Source organism: Streptococcus sp. GMD6S, assembly GCF_000297015.1.
In genome coordinates, this window is the sequence record NZ_AJRH01000032.1 from 1 (window position 1) to 17,805 (window position 17,805).

The 17,805-nt window shown below is 41.1% G+C and carries 10 protein-coding genes and 2 pseudogenes; 9 read left to right on the plus strand and 3 right to left on the minus strand.

Annotated elements, in window-relative coordinates; translation table 11 throughout:
- The 9 genes and pseudogenes from rexB to xerS all read left to right on the plus strand — a co-directional run.
- Positions 1-2,966, plus strand: a 2,966-nt coding sequence (rexB, locus tag GMD6S_RS06135) for an ATP-dependent nuclease subunit B (RefSeq protein ID WP_000328183.1), incomplete at its 5' end; no start/stop codon positions are given.
- The gene (gene addA, locus GMD6S_RS06140) at positions 2,963-6,616 is read left to right on the plus strand and encodes a helicase-exonuclease AddAB subunit AddA (RefSeq protein WP_000802726.1); all 3,654 of its coding nucleotides are present in this window, start codon (positions 2,963-2,965) and stop codon (positions 6,614-6,616) included. The genes rexB and addA, both read left to right, overlap by 4 nt.
- Before the next feature lie 17 nt (positions 6,617-6,633).
- Positions 6,634-7,812 (plus strand): annotated as a pseudogene (locus GMD6S_RS12960) (hypothetical protein).
- Between the two features lie 203 nt (positions 7,813-8,015).
- Positions 8,016-8,867, plus strand: coding sequence for a ribosome biogenesis GTPase YlqF (gene ylqF / locus GMD6S_RS06155; protein WP_000201284.1), 852 nt, complete (start codon positions 8,016-8,018; stop codon positions 8,865-8,867).
- Positions 8,854-9,633, plus strand: coding sequence for a ribonuclease HII (locus tag GMD6S_RS06160; protein WP_000207517.1), 780 nt, complete (start codon positions 8,854-8,856; stop codon positions 9,631-9,633). The genes ylqF and GMD6S_RS06160 overlap by 14 nt, the downstream gene beginning before the upstream one ends.
- A 12-nt stretch (positions 9,634-9,645) precedes the next feature.
- Positions 9,646-11,196, plus strand: a complete 1,551-nt coding sequence (locus tag GMD6S_RS06165; RefSeq protein ID WP_000392577.1) for a ClC family H(+)/Cl(-) exchange transporter — start codon at positions 9,646-9,648, stop codon at positions 11,194-11,196.
- 51 nt (positions 11,197-11,247) lie between these two features.
- Entirely contained in the window at positions 11,248-11,988 is a 741-nt protein-coding gene (locus GMD6S_RS06170) for a CPBP family intramembrane glutamic endopeptidase (protein WP_000827852.1), read from the plus strand.
- 65 nt (positions 11,989-12,053) lie between these two features.
- A pseudogene (locus GMD6S_RS06175) lies at positions 12,054-12,490 on the plus strand (MepB family protein).
- A gap of 178 nt (positions 12,491-12,668) precedes the next feature.
- The gene (gene xerS / locus GMD6S_RS06180; protein WP_000817871.1) at positions 12,669-13,739 is read left to right on the plus strand and encodes a tyrosine recombinase XerS; all 1,071 of its coding nucleotides are present in this window, start codon (positions 12,669-12,671) and stop codon (positions 13,737-13,739) included.
- Positions 13,740-13,810: 71 nt separating this feature from the next.
- On the opposite strand, the gene GMD6S_RS06185 is transcribed toward xerS, so the two are convergent.
- The 3 genes from GMD6S_RS06185 to GMD6S_RS06195 all read right to left on the minus strand — a co-directional run bounded on the left by GMD6S_RS06185 (position 13,811) and on the right by GMD6S_RS06195 (position 17,787).
- A complete protein-coding gene (locus GMD6S_RS06185; protein WP_000874002.1) occupies positions 13,811-14,800 on the minus strand; it encodes a lipoate--protein ligase in 990 nt (329 codons plus the stop codon).
- 195 nt (positions 14,801-14,995) lie between these two features.
- A complete protein-coding gene (gene lpdA, locus GMD6S_RS06190) occupies positions 14,996-16,699 on the minus strand; it encodes a dihydrolipoyl dehydrogenase (RefSeq protein WP_001162891.1) in 1,704 nt (567 codons plus the stop codon).
- A gap of 44 nt (positions 16,700-16,743) precedes the next feature.
- Positions 16,744-17,787, minus strand: coding sequence for a dihydrolipoamide acetyltransferase (locus GMD6S_RS06195; protein ID WP_000752709.1), 1,044 nt, complete (start codon positions 17,785-17,787; stop codon positions 16,744-16,746).
- Positions 17,788-17,805 lie beyond the last annotated feature (18 nt).

Consider the following 17,805-nt stretch of genomic DNA (forward strand, 5'->3'; position numbering starts at 1 on the left):
TTTATGGTGCAATTAAACAAGATCCTCAATTTATCCAGCAGTTGGTTGAACTTTATCATGAGATGACAACTGCTCAGATGAATTTTTTAGACTTGAAAAGTTTGACGGATGAGGATAAACGAGCAGATTTACTCTTGATTTTTGAGCAAGTAACAGCCTATCTTAATCAAGGTCAGTTGGCTCAGGGAAGTCAGCTGTCCCATTTGATTGAGGCTATTGAGAATGACAAGGTAAGCAGTGATTTCAGTCAGATTGCCTTGGTTATTGATGGATTTACCCGTTTTTCTGCCGAGGAGGAGCGTGTAGTGGATCTGCTTCATCGAAAAGGTGTCGAGATTGTCATCGGTGCTTATGCAAGCAAGAAGGCTTATACCAGTCCGTTCACTGAAGGGAATCTCTACCAAGCCAGTGTGGAATTTCTTCATCATTTGGGGGCAAAATACCAAACACCTGCTCAGGATCGTTCTCAGACACATGAGAAAATGGATAGTTTTGACAAAGCCTCTCGTTTGCTGGAGTCTTCTTATGACTTTTCAGAACTCACCTTGGATATCGATGAGAAAGACAGGGAAAACCTGCAAATCTGGTCTTGTTTGACGCAAAAAGAAGAGCTGGAATTAGTAGCCCGTAGCATTCGTCAGAAATTACATGACCATCCAGAACTGAGTTACAAGAATTTCCGTATTTTGCTGGGTGATGTGACTTCTTACCAGTTATCACTGAAAACTATTTTTGACCAGTATCAGATTCCTTTCTATCTTGGTAGAAGTGAATCCATGGCTCACCACCCTTTGACTCAGTATGTCGAATCTATTTTGCGTTTGAAACGCTACCGTTTTCGTCAGGAGGATTTGATTAATCTCCTCAGAACTGGTCTGTATACTGACCTTAGCCAAGAGGATATTGATGCTTTTGAGCAATATCTCCGCTATCTTGGTATCAATGGCTTGCCAGCTTTTCAGCAGACCTTCACTAAATCCCACCATGGAAAGTTTGATTTGGAACGCTTGAATGACATTCGTTTGCGAGTTTTGGCTCCTCTTGAAAAATTATTTGCCAGCCGTAAACAAAAGACTGAAAATCTCTTGCAAAAGTGGAATACTTTTCTAAAAAATGCTGCTTTAAGCAAGCAGATGCAAGAATTGACAGCTACTATGGAAACTCTAGAACAGGAAAGACAAGCTGAAGTTTGGAAAGCCTTCTGCCATGTTTTAGAACAATTTGCGACGGTTTTTGCTGGTTCACAAGTTAGTCTGGAGGACTTCCTAGCCTTGCTCCATTCTGGAATGAATTTGTCCCAGTATCGCACCATTCCAGCGACAGTGGACACCGTTCTGGTGCAGAGTTATGATTTGATTGCACCTATGACCGCTGACTTTGTCTATGCCATTGGGCTGACTCAGGATCATTTGCCAAAAATCGCGCAAAACACCAGTCTGTTAACAGATGAAGAACGACAAAGCCTAAACCAAGCAACCGAAGAGGGAGCGCAATTACTGATTGCAAGTAGTGAAAACCTCAAGAAAAATCGCTATACCATGCTTTCCTTGGTCAATGCTGCTCGTAAGCAGTTGGTGTTGTCAGCACCAAGTCTTCTCAATGAAAATGAGAGCAAGGAATCGGCCTATCTTCAGGAACTGGTGAGTTTTGGATTTAGCCGGATAGAGAAGAAGATTCATCAAAAAAGGCTGTCTAAGGATGATATGGGGTCATATCATAGTCTCCTCTCTAGCCTGGTTGCCTATCATCAGCAGGCAGGTTCAAGTGAAAATGAGCAAGATGTCACCTTTGTCAAGGTTTTGGCTCGTGTCATGGGGAAAAAACTAGATCAAAAAGGTCTTACAAATCCAGCACTCCCAACCAGTCCAAGCAGCAAGCCATTAGAGAAAGAGACCTTGCAGGCTCTATACCCTGCTGACAAAGAGTTTTACCTGTCTACGTCTGGTTTGACGGAGTTTTACCGCAATGAATACAGTTATTTCCTTCGTTATGTCTTAGGTTTACAGGAAGAATTGCGCCTTCGTCCGGATGCTCGCAGTCACGGAAATTTTTTGCATCGTATTTTTGAACGAGCCTTGAAACTGCCTGCTGAAAATCCGTTTGACCAACGACTGGAGCAAGCCATCAAGGAAACCAGCCAAGAACGCGAATTTGAAGCTATTTATCAGGAAAGTTTGGAAGCCCAATTTACCAAGGAAATTCTGCTTGATGTCGCGCGAACTACGGGCCACATCCTTCGTCATAATCCAGCTATCGAAACCATCCAAGAGGAGGCAACATTTGGTGGCAAGGATCAGGCCTTTATTCAATTGGATAATGGTCGGAGTGTTCATGTGCGAGGCAAGGTTGACCGCATTGACCGCCTGAAAGCTGATGGAGCGTTAGGAGTGGTAGACTACAAGTCTAGTTTGACCCAGTTCCAGTTTCCTCATTTCTTCAATGGGCTTAATTCCCAACTGCCAACCTATCTTGCTGCCCTAAAAAGAGAAGGGGAGCAGAACTTTTTCGGAGCTATGTACTTGGAAATGGCTGAGCCTGTCCAATCTTTATTAGCTGTTAAAAGTCTGGCAGGTGCAGTAGTAGAAGCCAGCAAGTCAATGAAATACCAAGGGCTCTTTTTAGAAAAAGAAAGCAGTCATTTGGGTGAGTTTTACAATAAAAATAAGGCCAACCAGCTGACTGATGAAGAGTTTCAGCTCTTGCTAGACTACAATGCACATCTTTATAAAAAAGCAGCAGAGAAGATTTTAGAAGGCCAATTTGCCATCAATCCATACACAGAGAATGGCAAAAGTATTGCCCCGTACGTTCAGCAACACCAAGCCATCACTGGATTTGAAGCTAATTACCATTTGGGACAAGCTCGTTTCCTAGAGAAGTTAGACTTAGCTGACGGCAAGCGTCTGGTCGGAGAAAAACTCAAGCAAGCTTGGTTTGAAAAAATGAGAGAGGAGTTGAATCGATGAAGCCCATTTCCTTTTTAACTGAGGAAGAAATTCAAAAACTGCAAGAAGCAGAAGTGAGTTCAAGCAAGGAACAAAAGAAAACAGCTGAGCAAATCGAAGCCATTTATACTGCAGGGCAAAATATCCTTGTTTCAGCGTCTGCTGGTTCAGGGAAGACCTTTGTTATGGCCGAGCGTATTCTGGATCAATTGGCGCGAGGTGTGGAAATCAGCCAACTCTTTATCTCGACTTTTACTGTCAAGGCTGCTACTGAACTCAAAGAGCGCTTGGAGAAAAAAATCAGCCAACAAATCCAAGAAACCGATGATGTCGAGCTCAAACAACACTTGGGAAGTCAGTTGGCAGACCTGCCAAACGCTGCCATAGGAACCATGGACTCCTTCACGCAAAAATTCCTTGGCAAACATGGCTATCTGATTGATATCGCACCGAACTTCCGTATTCTACAAAATGAAAGTGAACAGTTACTCTTAAAGAACGAAGTTTTTCATCAGGTTTTTGAAGAGCATTACCAAGGTGAGAATAAAGAGAAATTTAGCCGTTTGGTGAAGAACTTTGCTGGACGTGGCAAGGATGAACGAGGTCTGCGCCAGCAAGTCTACAAAATCTATGATTTCCTTCAATCCACCAGTAGCCCCCAAAAATGGCTGAACGAGTCTTTTCTCAAAGGGTTTGAAAAAGCTGACTTTGCAAATGAAAAAGAGAAACTAACTGAGCAAATTAAGCAGGCGCTCTGGGATTTGGAAAGTTTCCTCCGTTATCATCTGGATAACGATGCCAATGAGTTTCCAAAAGCTACCTATTTAGAAGCTGTTCAACAGGTTCTGGATGAAATTGGCTCCTTAAATCAAGAGTCCGATAGTCAGGCTTATCAAGCAGTGCTTGCGCGTGTTGTTGCCATCTCTAAGGAAAAAAATGGTCGAGCTCTGGCTAACTCCAGTCGTAAGGCCGATTTAAAGCCACTGGCTGATGCCTACAACGAAGAGAGAAAGGCCCAGTTTGCAAAACTTGGACAACTAGCAGATCAGATAACCATTCTCGACTATCAAGAACGTTATCATGAAGATACTTGGGAGCTAGCTAAAACCTTCCAAACCTTTATGAGTGATTTTGTGGAGGCTTATCGCGAACGTAAACGCCAAGAAAATGCCTTTGAATTCGCTGATATCAGTCATTACACCATTGAGATTTTAGAGAATTTCCCACAAGTTCGCGAGACTTATCAAGAGAGATTTCATGAAGTCATGGTCGATGAGTATCAGGATACCAACCACATTCAAGAACGGATGCTGGAATTGCTGTCGAATGGTCACAATCGCTTTATGGTGGGAGATATCAAGCAGTCCATCTACCGTTTCCGTCAGGCAGATCCCCAGATTTTCAATGAAAAATTTCAACGCTATGCGCAAAATCCTCAAGAAGGAAAGCTGATTTTGCTCAAGGAAAATTTCCGTAGTAGTTCAGAAGTGCTGTCAGCAACCAATGATGTTTTTGCACGCCTTATGGACCAAGAGGTCGGTGAAATCAACTATGATAGCATGCACCAGCTTGTTTTTGCCAATACCAAACTGACTCCTAATCCAGACAACAAGGCAGAATTTCTCTTCTACGATAAGGGCGATAGTGGGCAAGAGAAAGAAGAAAGTGATGAAGACACGAAACTCACTGGGGAAATGCGCCTTGTCATCAAGGAAATCTTAAAGCTACATCAAGAAAAAGGTGTGGCCTTCAAAGAAATTGCCCTTCTGACTTCCAGTCGCAGTCGTAATGACCAGATTCTACTTGCCCTGTCTGAGTACGGGATACCTGTCAAAACAGACGGTGAGCAAAACAACTACCTCCAATCCTTAGAAGTACAAGTCATGTTGGACACCCTTCGTGTCATCCACAATCCCCTGCAAGACTACGCCTTGGTTGCCCTTATGAAGTCTCCTATGTTTAGTTTCGATGAGGATGAGTTGGCACGTTTATCTCTTCAGAAAGCAGAAGATAAAGTACAAGAGAATCTTTATGAGAAACTAGTTAATGCTCAAAGACAGGTAACTGATCAGAAAGAGTTAATTCACAAGGACCTAGCTGAAAAATTAAATCAATTCATGGATATCTTGGATTCTTGGCGCTTACATGCCAAAACCCACTCTCTCTATGACTTAATTTGGAAGATTTATAATGACCGTTTTTATTATGACTATGTTGGAGCCTTGCCAAACGGACTTGCTAGGCAGGCTAATCTCTATGCCCTAGCGCTACGTGCTGACCAGTTTGAAAAGAGCAATTTCAAAGGCTTGTCTCGTTTTATTCGTATGATTGATCAAGTTTTAGAGGCTCAGCATGACCTCGCAAGCGTAGCTGTCGCACCGCCTAAAGATGCCGTGGAACTTATGACCATTCACAAGAGCAAAGGTCTGGAGTTTCCTTATGTCTTTATCCTCAACATGGATCAGGACTTCAACAAGCAAGACAGCATGTCAGACGTCATTCTCAGTCGTCAAAATGGGCTTGGTGTCAAATACATTGCCAAGGTGGAAACAGGAGCAGTGGAAGCACACTATCCTAAAACCATCAAACTCTCCATTCCTAGCCTAACTTATACGCAGAATGAGAAAGAACTGCAATTGGCTAGCTATTCAGAGCAGATGCGTCTGCTGTATGTTGCCATGACGAGGGCTGAGAAAAAGCTCTATTTTGTCGGTAAGGGTTCTCGTGAAAAGCTAGAAGCCAAGGAATACCCGGCAGCAAATAACGGAAAATTAGATAGCAATACCAGACTGCAAGCAAGAAATTTCCAAGATTGGATCTGGGCTATCAGCAAAGTGTTTGCCAAGGACAATCTCAACTTTAGCTATCGTTTTGTTGGCGAAGACCAGTTGACTAGAGAAGCTATTGGTCAGTTGGAAAACAAGAGCCCTCTACAAGATAGCTCTCAAGCAGACAACCGCCAGTCTGAAACCATCAAAGAAGCTCTGGAAATGCTGAAAGAGGTGGAAGTTTATAATACTCTTCACCGCGCAGCCATTGAGCTTCCTAGTGTTCAAACCCCAAGTCAAATCAAGAAATTCTATGAACCAGTTATGGATATGGAAGGTGTCGAGATTGCAGGTCAAGGCCAGTCAGTAGACAAGAAAATTAGCTTTGAGTTACCAGATTTTTCAACCAAAGAAAAGGTAACAGGAGCTGAGATTGGTAGTGCTACCCACGAACTCATGCAGAGAATTGACCTAAGTCAGCGACCAACCCTTGCTAGCCTGACAGAAACTCTCAAACAAGTTCAAACCAGCCCAGCTGTCAGAGACAAGATCAATCTTGCTAAAATTCTTTCATTCTTTGACACAGCACTTGGTCAAGAAATTCTTGCTAATACAGACCATCTTTATCGCGAGCAACCTTTCTCCATGCTCAAACGAGATCAAAAGAGTCAGGAAGACTTCGTTGTCCGTGGAATCTTGGACGGCTATCTGCTTTATGAGGATCGTATCGTTCTTTTCGACTACAAGACAGACCGCTATGACGAGCCAAGTCAACTCATAGACCGCTATCGTGGTCAATTAGCCCTTTATGGAGAGGCTTTATCACGAGCCTATTTGATTGAAAATATTGAAAAATACTTGATTTTACTCGGTAAAGACGAGGTTCAAGTTGTAAAAGTATAATCTAGAAAGGAGACCTCATGACACTTCCAGTTAGAAAATCCCTGCACGATGCGGTTTTACAGGCTTCAAAAGCCGATACTTGGGAACAGGCTACCAAGGAATGGAATGAAGTTTCCTTGATTTTTAATGGTATCGGCCGTAGCAATTGTGTTTGTGGGAATGCTATCAAATACGCCTACGAACTCTTTAACGGTGTCACAGGCCGACGCCTCTTTCCAATCGGCAGCGATTGTGTTCGTCATTTTCATCGATTGTCCCTTGACCAGCAACTAGAAGAGGAAGAAAAATTACTCAGAAAGGTTGAAAATCTTACCAGAAAAGCCCAGAAAAAGGAAAAAATCAAGGTCAATAAAAGTGACTTTGACGAGCGACTTCTAAAATGGCTCTGGGAAAAAGGCGTTTTCAAGCCTAATCGTGGCAATCAGTTCGCACCTGAGAGAGACTACCAACTCTTCCTAGAAGTCTTTCAAGGAGGAAATTGGACCAAGGCTGAGCCAAAGAAGAAGGCTCGCATGGAAGAAGTCCTTGAAAAATGCATTAAGCCCTTTTTACTTGGAAAACCGGATGATCAACTCTACCTTGTCAAGCTAGGCAAGGAGAAAATTGACTACGAACAAGAACTCCGTATCTAGGCAGAGAAAGAGCGCAAGAAGAGGGATAAAATCGCCAAGCAATATGCAGACAATCTGGTCCTAGCCATGGGACCAGCAGAGCGTGCCTATCAAGACTACTTTGGCTTTACAGAAACCCTAACCCAAGAAGAACGCAAGTGGGAAAAAATACTTTTTGGTAAAAATCGAACAGAACGGGCTATCAAGGCTAAACAATACCAAAAAGAGCTGGAAAAAGACCAACGAATTGCGAGTCAGGATCCAATTGAAAGAAAGCAGAAGCAGACCTGGCTTCTTAATTCCTATTTTCGGGATTTGCCTGATGAAAAAGCTAGATTTTCTCGGCTCTTATTAGAATTTCGAAAAAGTGGAGAAGTACCCTTTTCAGATGAATACTTATCTGAGCATCTCATCGATTTTTTCTACAAGATGAAAGCCTTTGAGTTTGAAATTGCTCCGGATCAAGCTGCTGAATTTTTAAAAGAATGTTTAAGAGCTGATTATTTATCCCCAGCGCAAATTCTCTGGAGTGAAACGATTGTCACAAATTGTATCAGCCCTTTTCTCTCAAGAATACTCTTATAAGAAAAATACCTATAGTCAATATGACTTGATAGGTATTTTCTCGTACTTTGATATAACAATACATTATTTATGCAAACATTTTTACTATATATACTCATTTTTGTAGACAAAAGCCTATGCAAAGAGGGATCATTTATGATAGAATAGATGGTAAGAAAGAAAACGTTTTTATCACGTTTTTTTTAGTCGGAAGGGGAATTATTATGGCTACTATTCAATGGTTTCCGGGTCACATGTCAAAGGCTCGGCGACAAGTTCAGGAGAATTTAAAATTTATTGATTTTGTGACGATTTTGGTGGATGCTCGCCTACCTTTATCTAGTCAAAATCCTATGTTAAACAAGATTGTGGGAGATAAACCCAAACTCTTGATTTTAAACAAGGCAGACCTAGCTGATCCAGCAATGACAAAAGAATGGCGTCAGTACTTTGAATCACAAGGGATTCAAACTCTGGCAATCAACTCCAAAGAGCAAGTTACCGTAAAAGTTGTGACAGATGCAGCCAAAAAGCTTATGGCTGATAAGATTGCACGCCAGAAAGAACGTGGCATTCAGATTGAAACCTTGCGTACCATGATTATCGGAATTCCAAATGCTGGCAAATCAACTCTGATGAACCGTTTGGCTGGGAAAAAGATTGCGGTGGTCGGCAATAAACCAGGTGTTACCAAGGGGCAACAATGGCTCAAAACCAATAAAGACCTTGAAATCCTAGACACACCAGGGATTCTTTGGCCTAAGTTTGAAGATGATGCTGTCGCACTGAAATTAGCCTTAACTGGAGCAATTAAAGACCAGTTGCTTCCTATGGATGAAGTCACCATTTTTGGTCTCAATTATTTCAAAAAACATTATCCAGATAAGCTAGCTGAACGCTTCAAACAAATGAAAATTGAAGAAGATGCTCCTGTTATTATCATGGATATGACACGTGCCCTCGGTTTCCGAGACGACTACGACCGTTTTTACAGCCTCTTCGTGAAGGAAGTTCGTGATGGAAAACTCGGTAACTACACCTTAGATACATTGGACGATATCGATGACGACGATTAAAGAAATCAAAGAACTTCTTGCCACGGTCAAAGACTTATACAATCCCCTTTTTCTTGAACTGGAAAAAGATAGCCGAACTGGAGTTCAAAAGGAAATCAGCAAGCGTAAAAAAGCCATTCAGGCTGAACTGGATGAAGACCTTCGCCTGGAAACTATGCTTTCTTATGAAAAAGAACTTTATAAGCAAGGATTGACTCTAATTGCAGGTGTTGACGAGGTTGGCCGTGGTCCTCTTGCTGGACCTGTAGTCGCTGCAGCCGTTATCTTGCCGAAAAATTGTAAGATTAGAGGCCTCAACGATAGCAAGAAGATCCCCAAAAAGAAACATTTGGAAATTTATCATGCTGTTCAAGATCAAGCCTTGGCAATCGGTATTGGTATCATGGATAATCAGGTCATCGACCAAGTCAATATCTATGAAGCAACCAAGCTGGCCATGAAGGAAGCAATTTCCCAGGTCAGTCCGAAACCTGAGCACCTCTTGATAGACGCCATGAAACTGGAGTTGTCGATTCCCCAAACAGCAATCATCAAAGGAGATGCCAACTCTCTCTCAATCGCAGCTGCATCTATAGTAGCCAAGGTGACACGGGATGAATTGATGAAGGAATATGATCAGCAATATCCTGGATATGATTTTACAGCTAATGCAGGTTATGGAACAGCTAAACACCTAAAAGGACTAGAAAAACTAGGTGTCACCCCAATTCACCGAACCAGTTTTGAACCAGTCAAAACACTGGTTTCAACTAAGAAAGACAAGTAAGAGGAAATGATTATGGAGGAACAGTCAGAAACACTCAGTTCCAAGAAAGAATTTGCCTTTGCCTCAAGCACCATATTATCCCAAGTTGGACGGGGAATCATTGTTGGTCTCGTCGTCGGGCTAATCGTCGGATCTTTTCGTTTCTTAATCGAAAAGGGCTTCCATCTGATACAAGGACTCTATCAAGATCAAGCGCACTTAGTGCGCAATCTTTTTATCATTGGCCTATTTTATGTAATAGTTTGCTGGCTTAGCGCGAAACTAACTCGGTCAGAAAAAGATATCAAGGGTTCAGGAATTCCTCAAGTTGAAGCTGAACTAAAGGGACTGATGAGTCTCAACTGGTGGAGTGTCCTCTGGAAGAAATATGTATTAGGTATTCTTGCTATTGCCAGTGGCCTTATGCTAGGTCGGGAAGGGCCAAGTATTCAACTTGGAGCAGTTGGTGGTAAAGGTATTGCCAAGTGGCTCAAATCTAGCCCAGTAGAGGAACGTTCCCTGATTGCCAGTGGAGCAGCTGCAGGTTTAGCAGCTGCCTTTAATGCACCAATTGCAGGTCTCCTCTTTGTTGTAGAGGAAGTCTATCACCATTTTTCACGATTTTTCTGGGTATCAACTCTAGCAGCTAGTCTCGTAGCAAACTTTGTTTCTCTGCTCATATTTGGCTTAACACCCGTACTGGATATGCCAGACGACATTCCTCTCATGACCCTAGACCAGTATTGGATATACCTCCTTATGGGAGTTTTTCTCGGGCTTTCTGGTTTTCTCTATGAGAAAGCTGTACTCAATGTTGGTCGAGTTTATGATTGGGTTGGTCAAAAAATCCATTTAGATAGAGCTTATTATCCAATCCTAGCCTTTATCCTTATCATACCAGTCGGGATTTTCTTGCCACAAATTCTCGGTGGTGGAAATCAGGTCGTTCTTTCCTTGACTGAGCAAAATTTTAGTTTTCAAGTTCTATTAGCTTACTTTTTGATTCGCTTTGTTTGGAGCATGATTAGCTATGGAAGTGGCCTCCCAGGAGGAATTTTCCTACCCATTTTGGCGCTCGGTTCCTTACTTGGTGCCCTAGTTGGTGTCATTTGTGTCAATCTTGGGCTTGTCAGTCAGGAACAATTCCCTATATTTGTCATTCTGGGAATGAGTGGCTACTTTGGGGCAATTTCCAAGGCTCCCTTAACCGCTATGATACTTGTTACTGAGATGGTAGGGGACATTCGAAACCTCATGCCACTTGGCTTAGTGACCTTAGTCGCCTACATTGTTATGGATCTGCTCAAGGGTGCTCCAGTCTATGAGGCCATGCTCGAAAAAATGCTGCCAGAAGAAGCGACAGATGAAGGAGAAGTCACCCTCATTGAAATCCCTGTATCAGATAAAATAGCAGGAAAACAGGTTCACGAGCTCAACTTGCCACATAACGTACTCATCACCACCCAAGTCCATAATGGCAAAAGCCAAACCGTTAACGGCTCAACTAGAATGTATCTGGGTGATATGATTCACCTAGTGATTCCAAAAAGTGAAATTGGAAAAGTCAAAGATTTGTTGTTATAAGTTCTTTTTACATAATTTATTTTACGTAAAATATTATTGAAAGGATTCTCTATGAAAAGAAATAAGGCAATTGCAGTATATTTGCTAGGCACATTTAGCCAAATAGCATCAGTTTGCCTCCTTTTCTTTCTCTTGAATCATTTTTCTATTCATTCCAATCTATTATCTATTTTAGGAATCTTTCTAGGTGGCATTTCTTCAGCACTTTGGGGAATCATTGTTGCAAATCACTATTTTCATATTCCTTTTAAGAAGATCGTTAACGATTTTTTTAACATTCATACCAGTTACAAACATTATTTATTATCTTTTTTCCTTATTGTCCTTGATTTTTCTTTTCTAATGTTTGGTGGGCAAATAGTAGAATTTAGCTGGTATCTCCCGTTTTTGATGTTCTTCAAATTTATTGTCTTTGGTGGTATAGAAGAGATTGGATGGCGATATGTCTTTCAACCAATTTTACAAGAGAAGCTACCGTATTTTCCCTCAACAATCCTAACCTTTTTCAGCTGGGCGATTTGGCATCTGTTGTTCTTTTACATTGATGGTTCCCTAGCAACTCTGCAAATTCTACCGTTTTTATTTGGATTGCTGACGAATTCTTTCATACTCTCAGCTCTATATAACAAAACAAAGAATCTCTGGATTTGCGTTATGACACATTCGATCATTAATGTCTTGTCTCAGATAACCATAGACACTGATCGATCCGAAACCTACCTGCTTAAAATCTTCATCATCTTGGTATCCTGCTATATGGTAATACATAAAAAAGATGAGTATAGTCGGTAGCTGATTTTGTTGGAAACAGTATTATTCTTTGGAAAAGTTATTTGCTAAGGAGGATATACATCATAATGAAAATACTCGATGTTTTATATAATTTTTATGGTGATTTTGATTTCATTGAAGAAAAATACAATGAAAAATACGAAGGTATTCTTATCAATATAAAGGAAGAGCAAGGGTATAAAAGATGCCGCTTGGCAAAAAGAACACCAAAAAAAGAAGGATATTTTACAGTTTTTTGGAAAAAGACCAAAACAACAAGAACATTCCTTATACCAATGAGGATTTAGGAAATGAACTTATAATCGTTATCATTGATAATGATAAGAGGGGACTATTCATTATTCCAAACGAGGTGGCTATTCGTAAAAACATTCTGTCGACAAAAGATAGCAATGGAAAAATGTCTATGCGATTTTATCCTCCTTGGTGCTCAAATTTAAATACAACAGCTCGAGCAACACAAAAATGGCAATTGCAATATTTTAGAGAAATTAAAGTATAAACATATTGCCGGATTACATACACACAAAAGACCTGTTTCTTATGATTGCAGAATCAGGTCTTTGTTTTTTCTAGAATCCATCAAACACTTATAACGTCTTTCCGAAAAACTATAATTTTCTTGAAAAATATATAAGTCTATGCTATACTACTAGTAGACTTAATTATGGAGAAAATACATGAAACGTGAGATTTTACTGGAACGAATCGACAAACTAAAACAAATCATGCCCTGGTATGTTCTGGAATACTACCAATCCAAGCTTGCTGTGCCCTACAGTTTTACAACCTTGTACGAATATCTCAAGGAATACGATCGATTTTTCAGCTGGGTTTTGGAGTCTGGTATTTCAAATGTTGATAAAATGTCTGACATTCCTTTATCAGTCTTGGAAAATATGTCTAAAAAAGATATGGAATCCTTTATCCTGTATCTACGTGAACGACCTTTGCTGAATGCCAATACAACCAAACAAGGTGTCTCTCAGACGACCATTAATCGGACTTTGTCGGCACTTTCTAGTCTTTACAAGTATCTAACAGAGGAGGTTGAAAACGACCAAGGGGAGCCTTATTTCTATCGTAATGTAATGAAGAAAGTTTCAACCAAGAAAAAGAAAGAAACACTTGCTGCTAGAGCTGAAAACATCAAGCAAAAACTCTTTTTAGGCGATGAAACAGAGGGTTTTCTAACTTATATCGACCAAGAGTACCCTCAACAACTTTCTAATCGCGCTCTTTCATCATTCAATAAAAATAAAGAACGTGATTTGGCCATTATTGCTCTTCTCTTGGCCTCAGGTGTCCGCTTATCTGAAGCTGTTAATCTAGATCTAAGAGATCTTAATCTCAATATGATGGTTATTGATGTCACACGTAAGGGGGGAAAACGTGACTCGGTCAATGTCGCTGCCTTTGCCAAGCCTTATCTAGAGAATTATCTGGCCATTCGGAATCAACGCTATAAGACGGAAAAGACAGATACAGCTCTCTTTCTGACCTTATATCGTGGTGTTTCCAATCGTATCGATGCTTCCAGCGTCGAGAAAATGGTTGCTAAGTACTCTGAGGACTTCAAAGTCCGTGTAACTCCCCACAAACTACGCCATACTCTGGCAACTAGGCTCTATGATGCTACTAAATCGCAAGTTTTGGTCAGCCATCAGCTAGGACACGCCAGTACACAAGTCACTGACCTCTATACCCATATCGTTAATGATGAACAGAAAAATGCCTTGGATAGTTTATAATTGATACGTAATAATAATTATGTAAAAACCTCAAAAAAAGAAGTTGCTAAAATATACAACTTCTTTTTGATTTATCCCACTACTGCTTCAGCGATTTCTTCACGACTAATACCAGCAAAGTAGCGTGTGATGTCAATAGTTTCTAAAGCTTTAAGAACATCCTCACGTTCGTATTTCACTCCACGAAGGACATCTTCTACAGCTGCAACGTCTTCGATACCAAAAAAGTCTCCATAAATCTTGATATCTTGGATTTTTGATTCAATGACGTTGGCAAAAACTTCAACCTTACCACTGGTGAATTTTGTTCCCCGACGGACGTTAAATTCAGGTGATTTACCGTAGTTCCAGTCCCAAGTACCGAACTTGGTATCCTTGATACGATTGATTTCCGCTAATTCTTGCTCAGAAAAAACGTATTCAGTCATCTCTGGGTACTCTTTTTTCATGTATTCCAATAGCAAATCACGAAATTCTTCAACTGTGATTTTTTCTGGTAATTCATTGACAATATTGGTGACACGGGCACGGACGGATTTCACACCTTTTGATTCAAATTTATCTTTTGAAACCTTGAGGGCGTTAGCAAGAACTGACAAATCAACGTCAAAGAGCAAGCAACCATGGTGCATGATACGACCATTGATATAGGCTTGGGCATTGCCACAGAATTTTTTGCCATCAATCTCAAGGTCATTACGGCCTGTAAACTCAGCTTTAACGCCTAGTTGAGCCAAGGTATTGATAACTGGAGTTGAGAAGCTCTTGAAGTCAAAGGCCTTGTTTTCATCTTCTTTTGAAATGATGGTGTAGTTGAGGTTGTTTAAATCGTGATAAACAGCTCCACCACCACTGATACGGCGGACTACCTCAATACCATTTTCTCGAACATAATCACGGTTGATTTCTTCGATAGTATTCTGGTGACGACCAACAATGATAGAAGGTTTGTTAATCCAAAGAAGGAAGATTTGATCCTCATCTAGTAAGTGTTTAAAGGCATATTCTTCCAAGGCGATATTAAAAGCAGTGTCGTTTGAATGATTGATAATATATTTCATAGTGTTTCCAAAAATTTAGTTTTTAAAATCTGTTCATAGCAATCAAATTTTCTAAAGTGGTAAAAAGAAATGTAACGTGTTATCGTTACATTTCTCGGAAAAATTGAGACAAGAGGCTCAATTTTTAGGCATGGAACTCTAATAGAGGTCGCTGCCGTCCGTACTACTTTAAGAAAATTTAGTTGAAAAACTTATTTATTTTTTCTTAGGTGAATGGATGGCCATTCCTAGAACATCCGCAAACGCTTCGTACATCACTTCAGAGTAGGTTGGGTGTCCGTGGATAGTCTTCAGCATTTCTTCAACAGTGATTTCCATTTCGATGATGCTTGATGCCTCGTTGATTAATTCTGCAGCTGCAGGACCAATGATGTGCACACCAAGGATTTCCCCGTATTTCTTATCAGCGATAACTTTTACGAAACCTTGAGCAGCATCTGATGCAATAGCACGGCCGTTAGCTGCAAAGTTGAATTTACCGATGGCTACATCGTATTTCTCACGTGCTTGTTCTTCAGTTAGACCTACTGCTGCTACTTCAGGAAGAGTATAGATGGCTGCAGGAGTCAAGTTCAATTTGGCAACAGCATGATTTCCTTTGAGGGCATTTTCAGCAGCAACTTCACCCATACGGAAGGCTGCGTGAGCCAACATCTTAGTACCGTTGATGTCACCTGGTGCGTAGATACCTGGAACAGAAGTTTCCATGTATTCGTTGACCTTGATACGTCCACGATCCAATTCAAACTCAACATCGCCAATACCTTCAAGGTCTGGCACACGACCGATTGAAAGAAGAGCTTTGCTTGCGATGATATCGTCTTTTCCTTCAACCTTGATACGAAGTTGACCATTTTCTTCGATGATTTCTTCCAATTTTGTACCTGTTAAGATAGTCATACCTTTGCGTTCCAAAATCAAGCGAAGGTTCTTAGACACTTCCGCATCCATAGCTGGAACGATACGATCCATCATTTCGATAACAGTCACTTTTGAACCAAATGTCATGAAGGCTTGACCGAGTTCGATACCGACAACTCCACCACCGATGATAACAAGGCTTTCTGGAACTTCGTTCATTTCAAGAATGTCATCACTGGTCATGACAAGTGGAGATTCCATACCAGGAACGTTGATCTTGCTAACTTTTGAACCACCGGCAAGGATAATTTTCTTGGTTTCAAGCAATTCAGAACCATCTACCAAGACATTCTTGTCTTTAGTGATTGTACCAACACCCTTATGAACAGTAACTCCGTAGCTACGAAGAAGACCCGCAACACCACCTACCAAGGTATTGACAACTTTAGATTTAGTTTCTAAAAGTTTATCCATATCAACAGTGAAGGTTGGATTTTCGATTACGATACCACGATTTGCTGCATGACCGATGTTTTCGATAATTTCAGCATTGTGAAGATAGGTCTTAGTTGGGATACATCCACGGTTCAAGCAGGTTCCACCGAGTTCAGATTTTTCAACAAGGGCAACCTTACCACCGAGTTGGGCAGCTTTAATGGCTGCTACATATCCAGCAGGACCTCCACCAATCACAACGATATCAAAGGCATCATCGCTCTTACCATCGTCGTTTGAGGCACTAGCAGCAGGTGCAGGTTTTGATTCTGACGCAGCTGCTCCAGCTGTTGGGATGTTTTCCCCTTCTTCTCCAAGGTAACCGATAACTTCTGTAACCGGAACTGTTTCACCATCTCCTTTGAGGATGGCAATCAAGTATCCATCTTCTTCGGCTTCCAATTCCATGCTGACTTTGTCAGTCATAATTTCCAAAAGGATTTCTCCTTCTTTTACAAATTCTCCGACTTTCTTATTCCATTGGACGATTTGTCCTTCTGTCATATCCACGCCGGCTTTTGGCATAATTACTTCTAAGGCCATGTCTTACTTCCTTTATCTAAAACTCTAAAATAACAATAGCTAACTTAAACCAACATTGAGATTGGGTTCTCAATTAAGGCTTTCAAGTCTTTCATAAACTTAGCACCAGCCATACCATCTACAACACGGTGGTCAATGGTTAATCCAAGGCTCATGATAGGGCGAATAACAATCTCACCATTGACGACAACAGGTTTCTCGACTGTTGAGCTTACCCCGAGGATTGCTGAGTTGGGTTGGTTAATAATCGGACCAAAGGACTGAACGCCAAACATTCCCAAGTTACTAATTGTGAAGGTTGAGTTTTGTAACTCACTTGGAGCCAATTTGCCATCCAAGGTACGACCAATCACGTCTTTAAAGGCTACTACTAACTCTGACAAGCTCATTTTTTCAGCATTGTAAACAACTGGTGTCATTAGACCGTTATCCATCCCAACCGCCATCGCAAGGTTGACATAGTTATGAGTGATAATGGTCTTGCCGTCTTCTGTCAATGAAGCGTTGATGTATGGGTGTTTCATCAATGTTTTCACAACAGCGAGTGAAAGAAGGTCTGTTACAGTAGTCTTCTTACCAGTCGCTTCCATAATCGGATCAAGAACCTTCTTACGAAGGGCCAACATTTCTGACATATCGACATCATAGTTGAGTGTGAAGGTTGGCGCAGTTAGGTAAGATTCAACCATACGTTGAGCTATAACCTTACGCATTGGTGTCATTGGAATACGCTCAATCTCACCATAAGGAGTGATATTGTCTGGAACTTCTGCCACTTTTTCGATTTGAGCAGGAGACTTGATGGTGTCGTTTTCGATATTTTCAGGAAGCAAGGCCAAAACATCCTTCTTCATGATCTTACCACGATGACCCGTTCCTTGGATTTCCTGCCAAGCAATGTTATGTTCGAGGGCAATTCGTTTTGCAAGTGGCGAAATGCGAACCACGTTTGTGTCTTTATAAGTTTCCACGTCTTCTTTGTGGACACGACCGTTTGCACCTGAGCCAGAAACGTCGTAGAGGTTGATTCCTAGATCATCCGCCAACTTTCTAGCCGCAGGAGTCGCTCTTAGCTTGTCATCAGCCATGACCTCTCCAATTCTAAT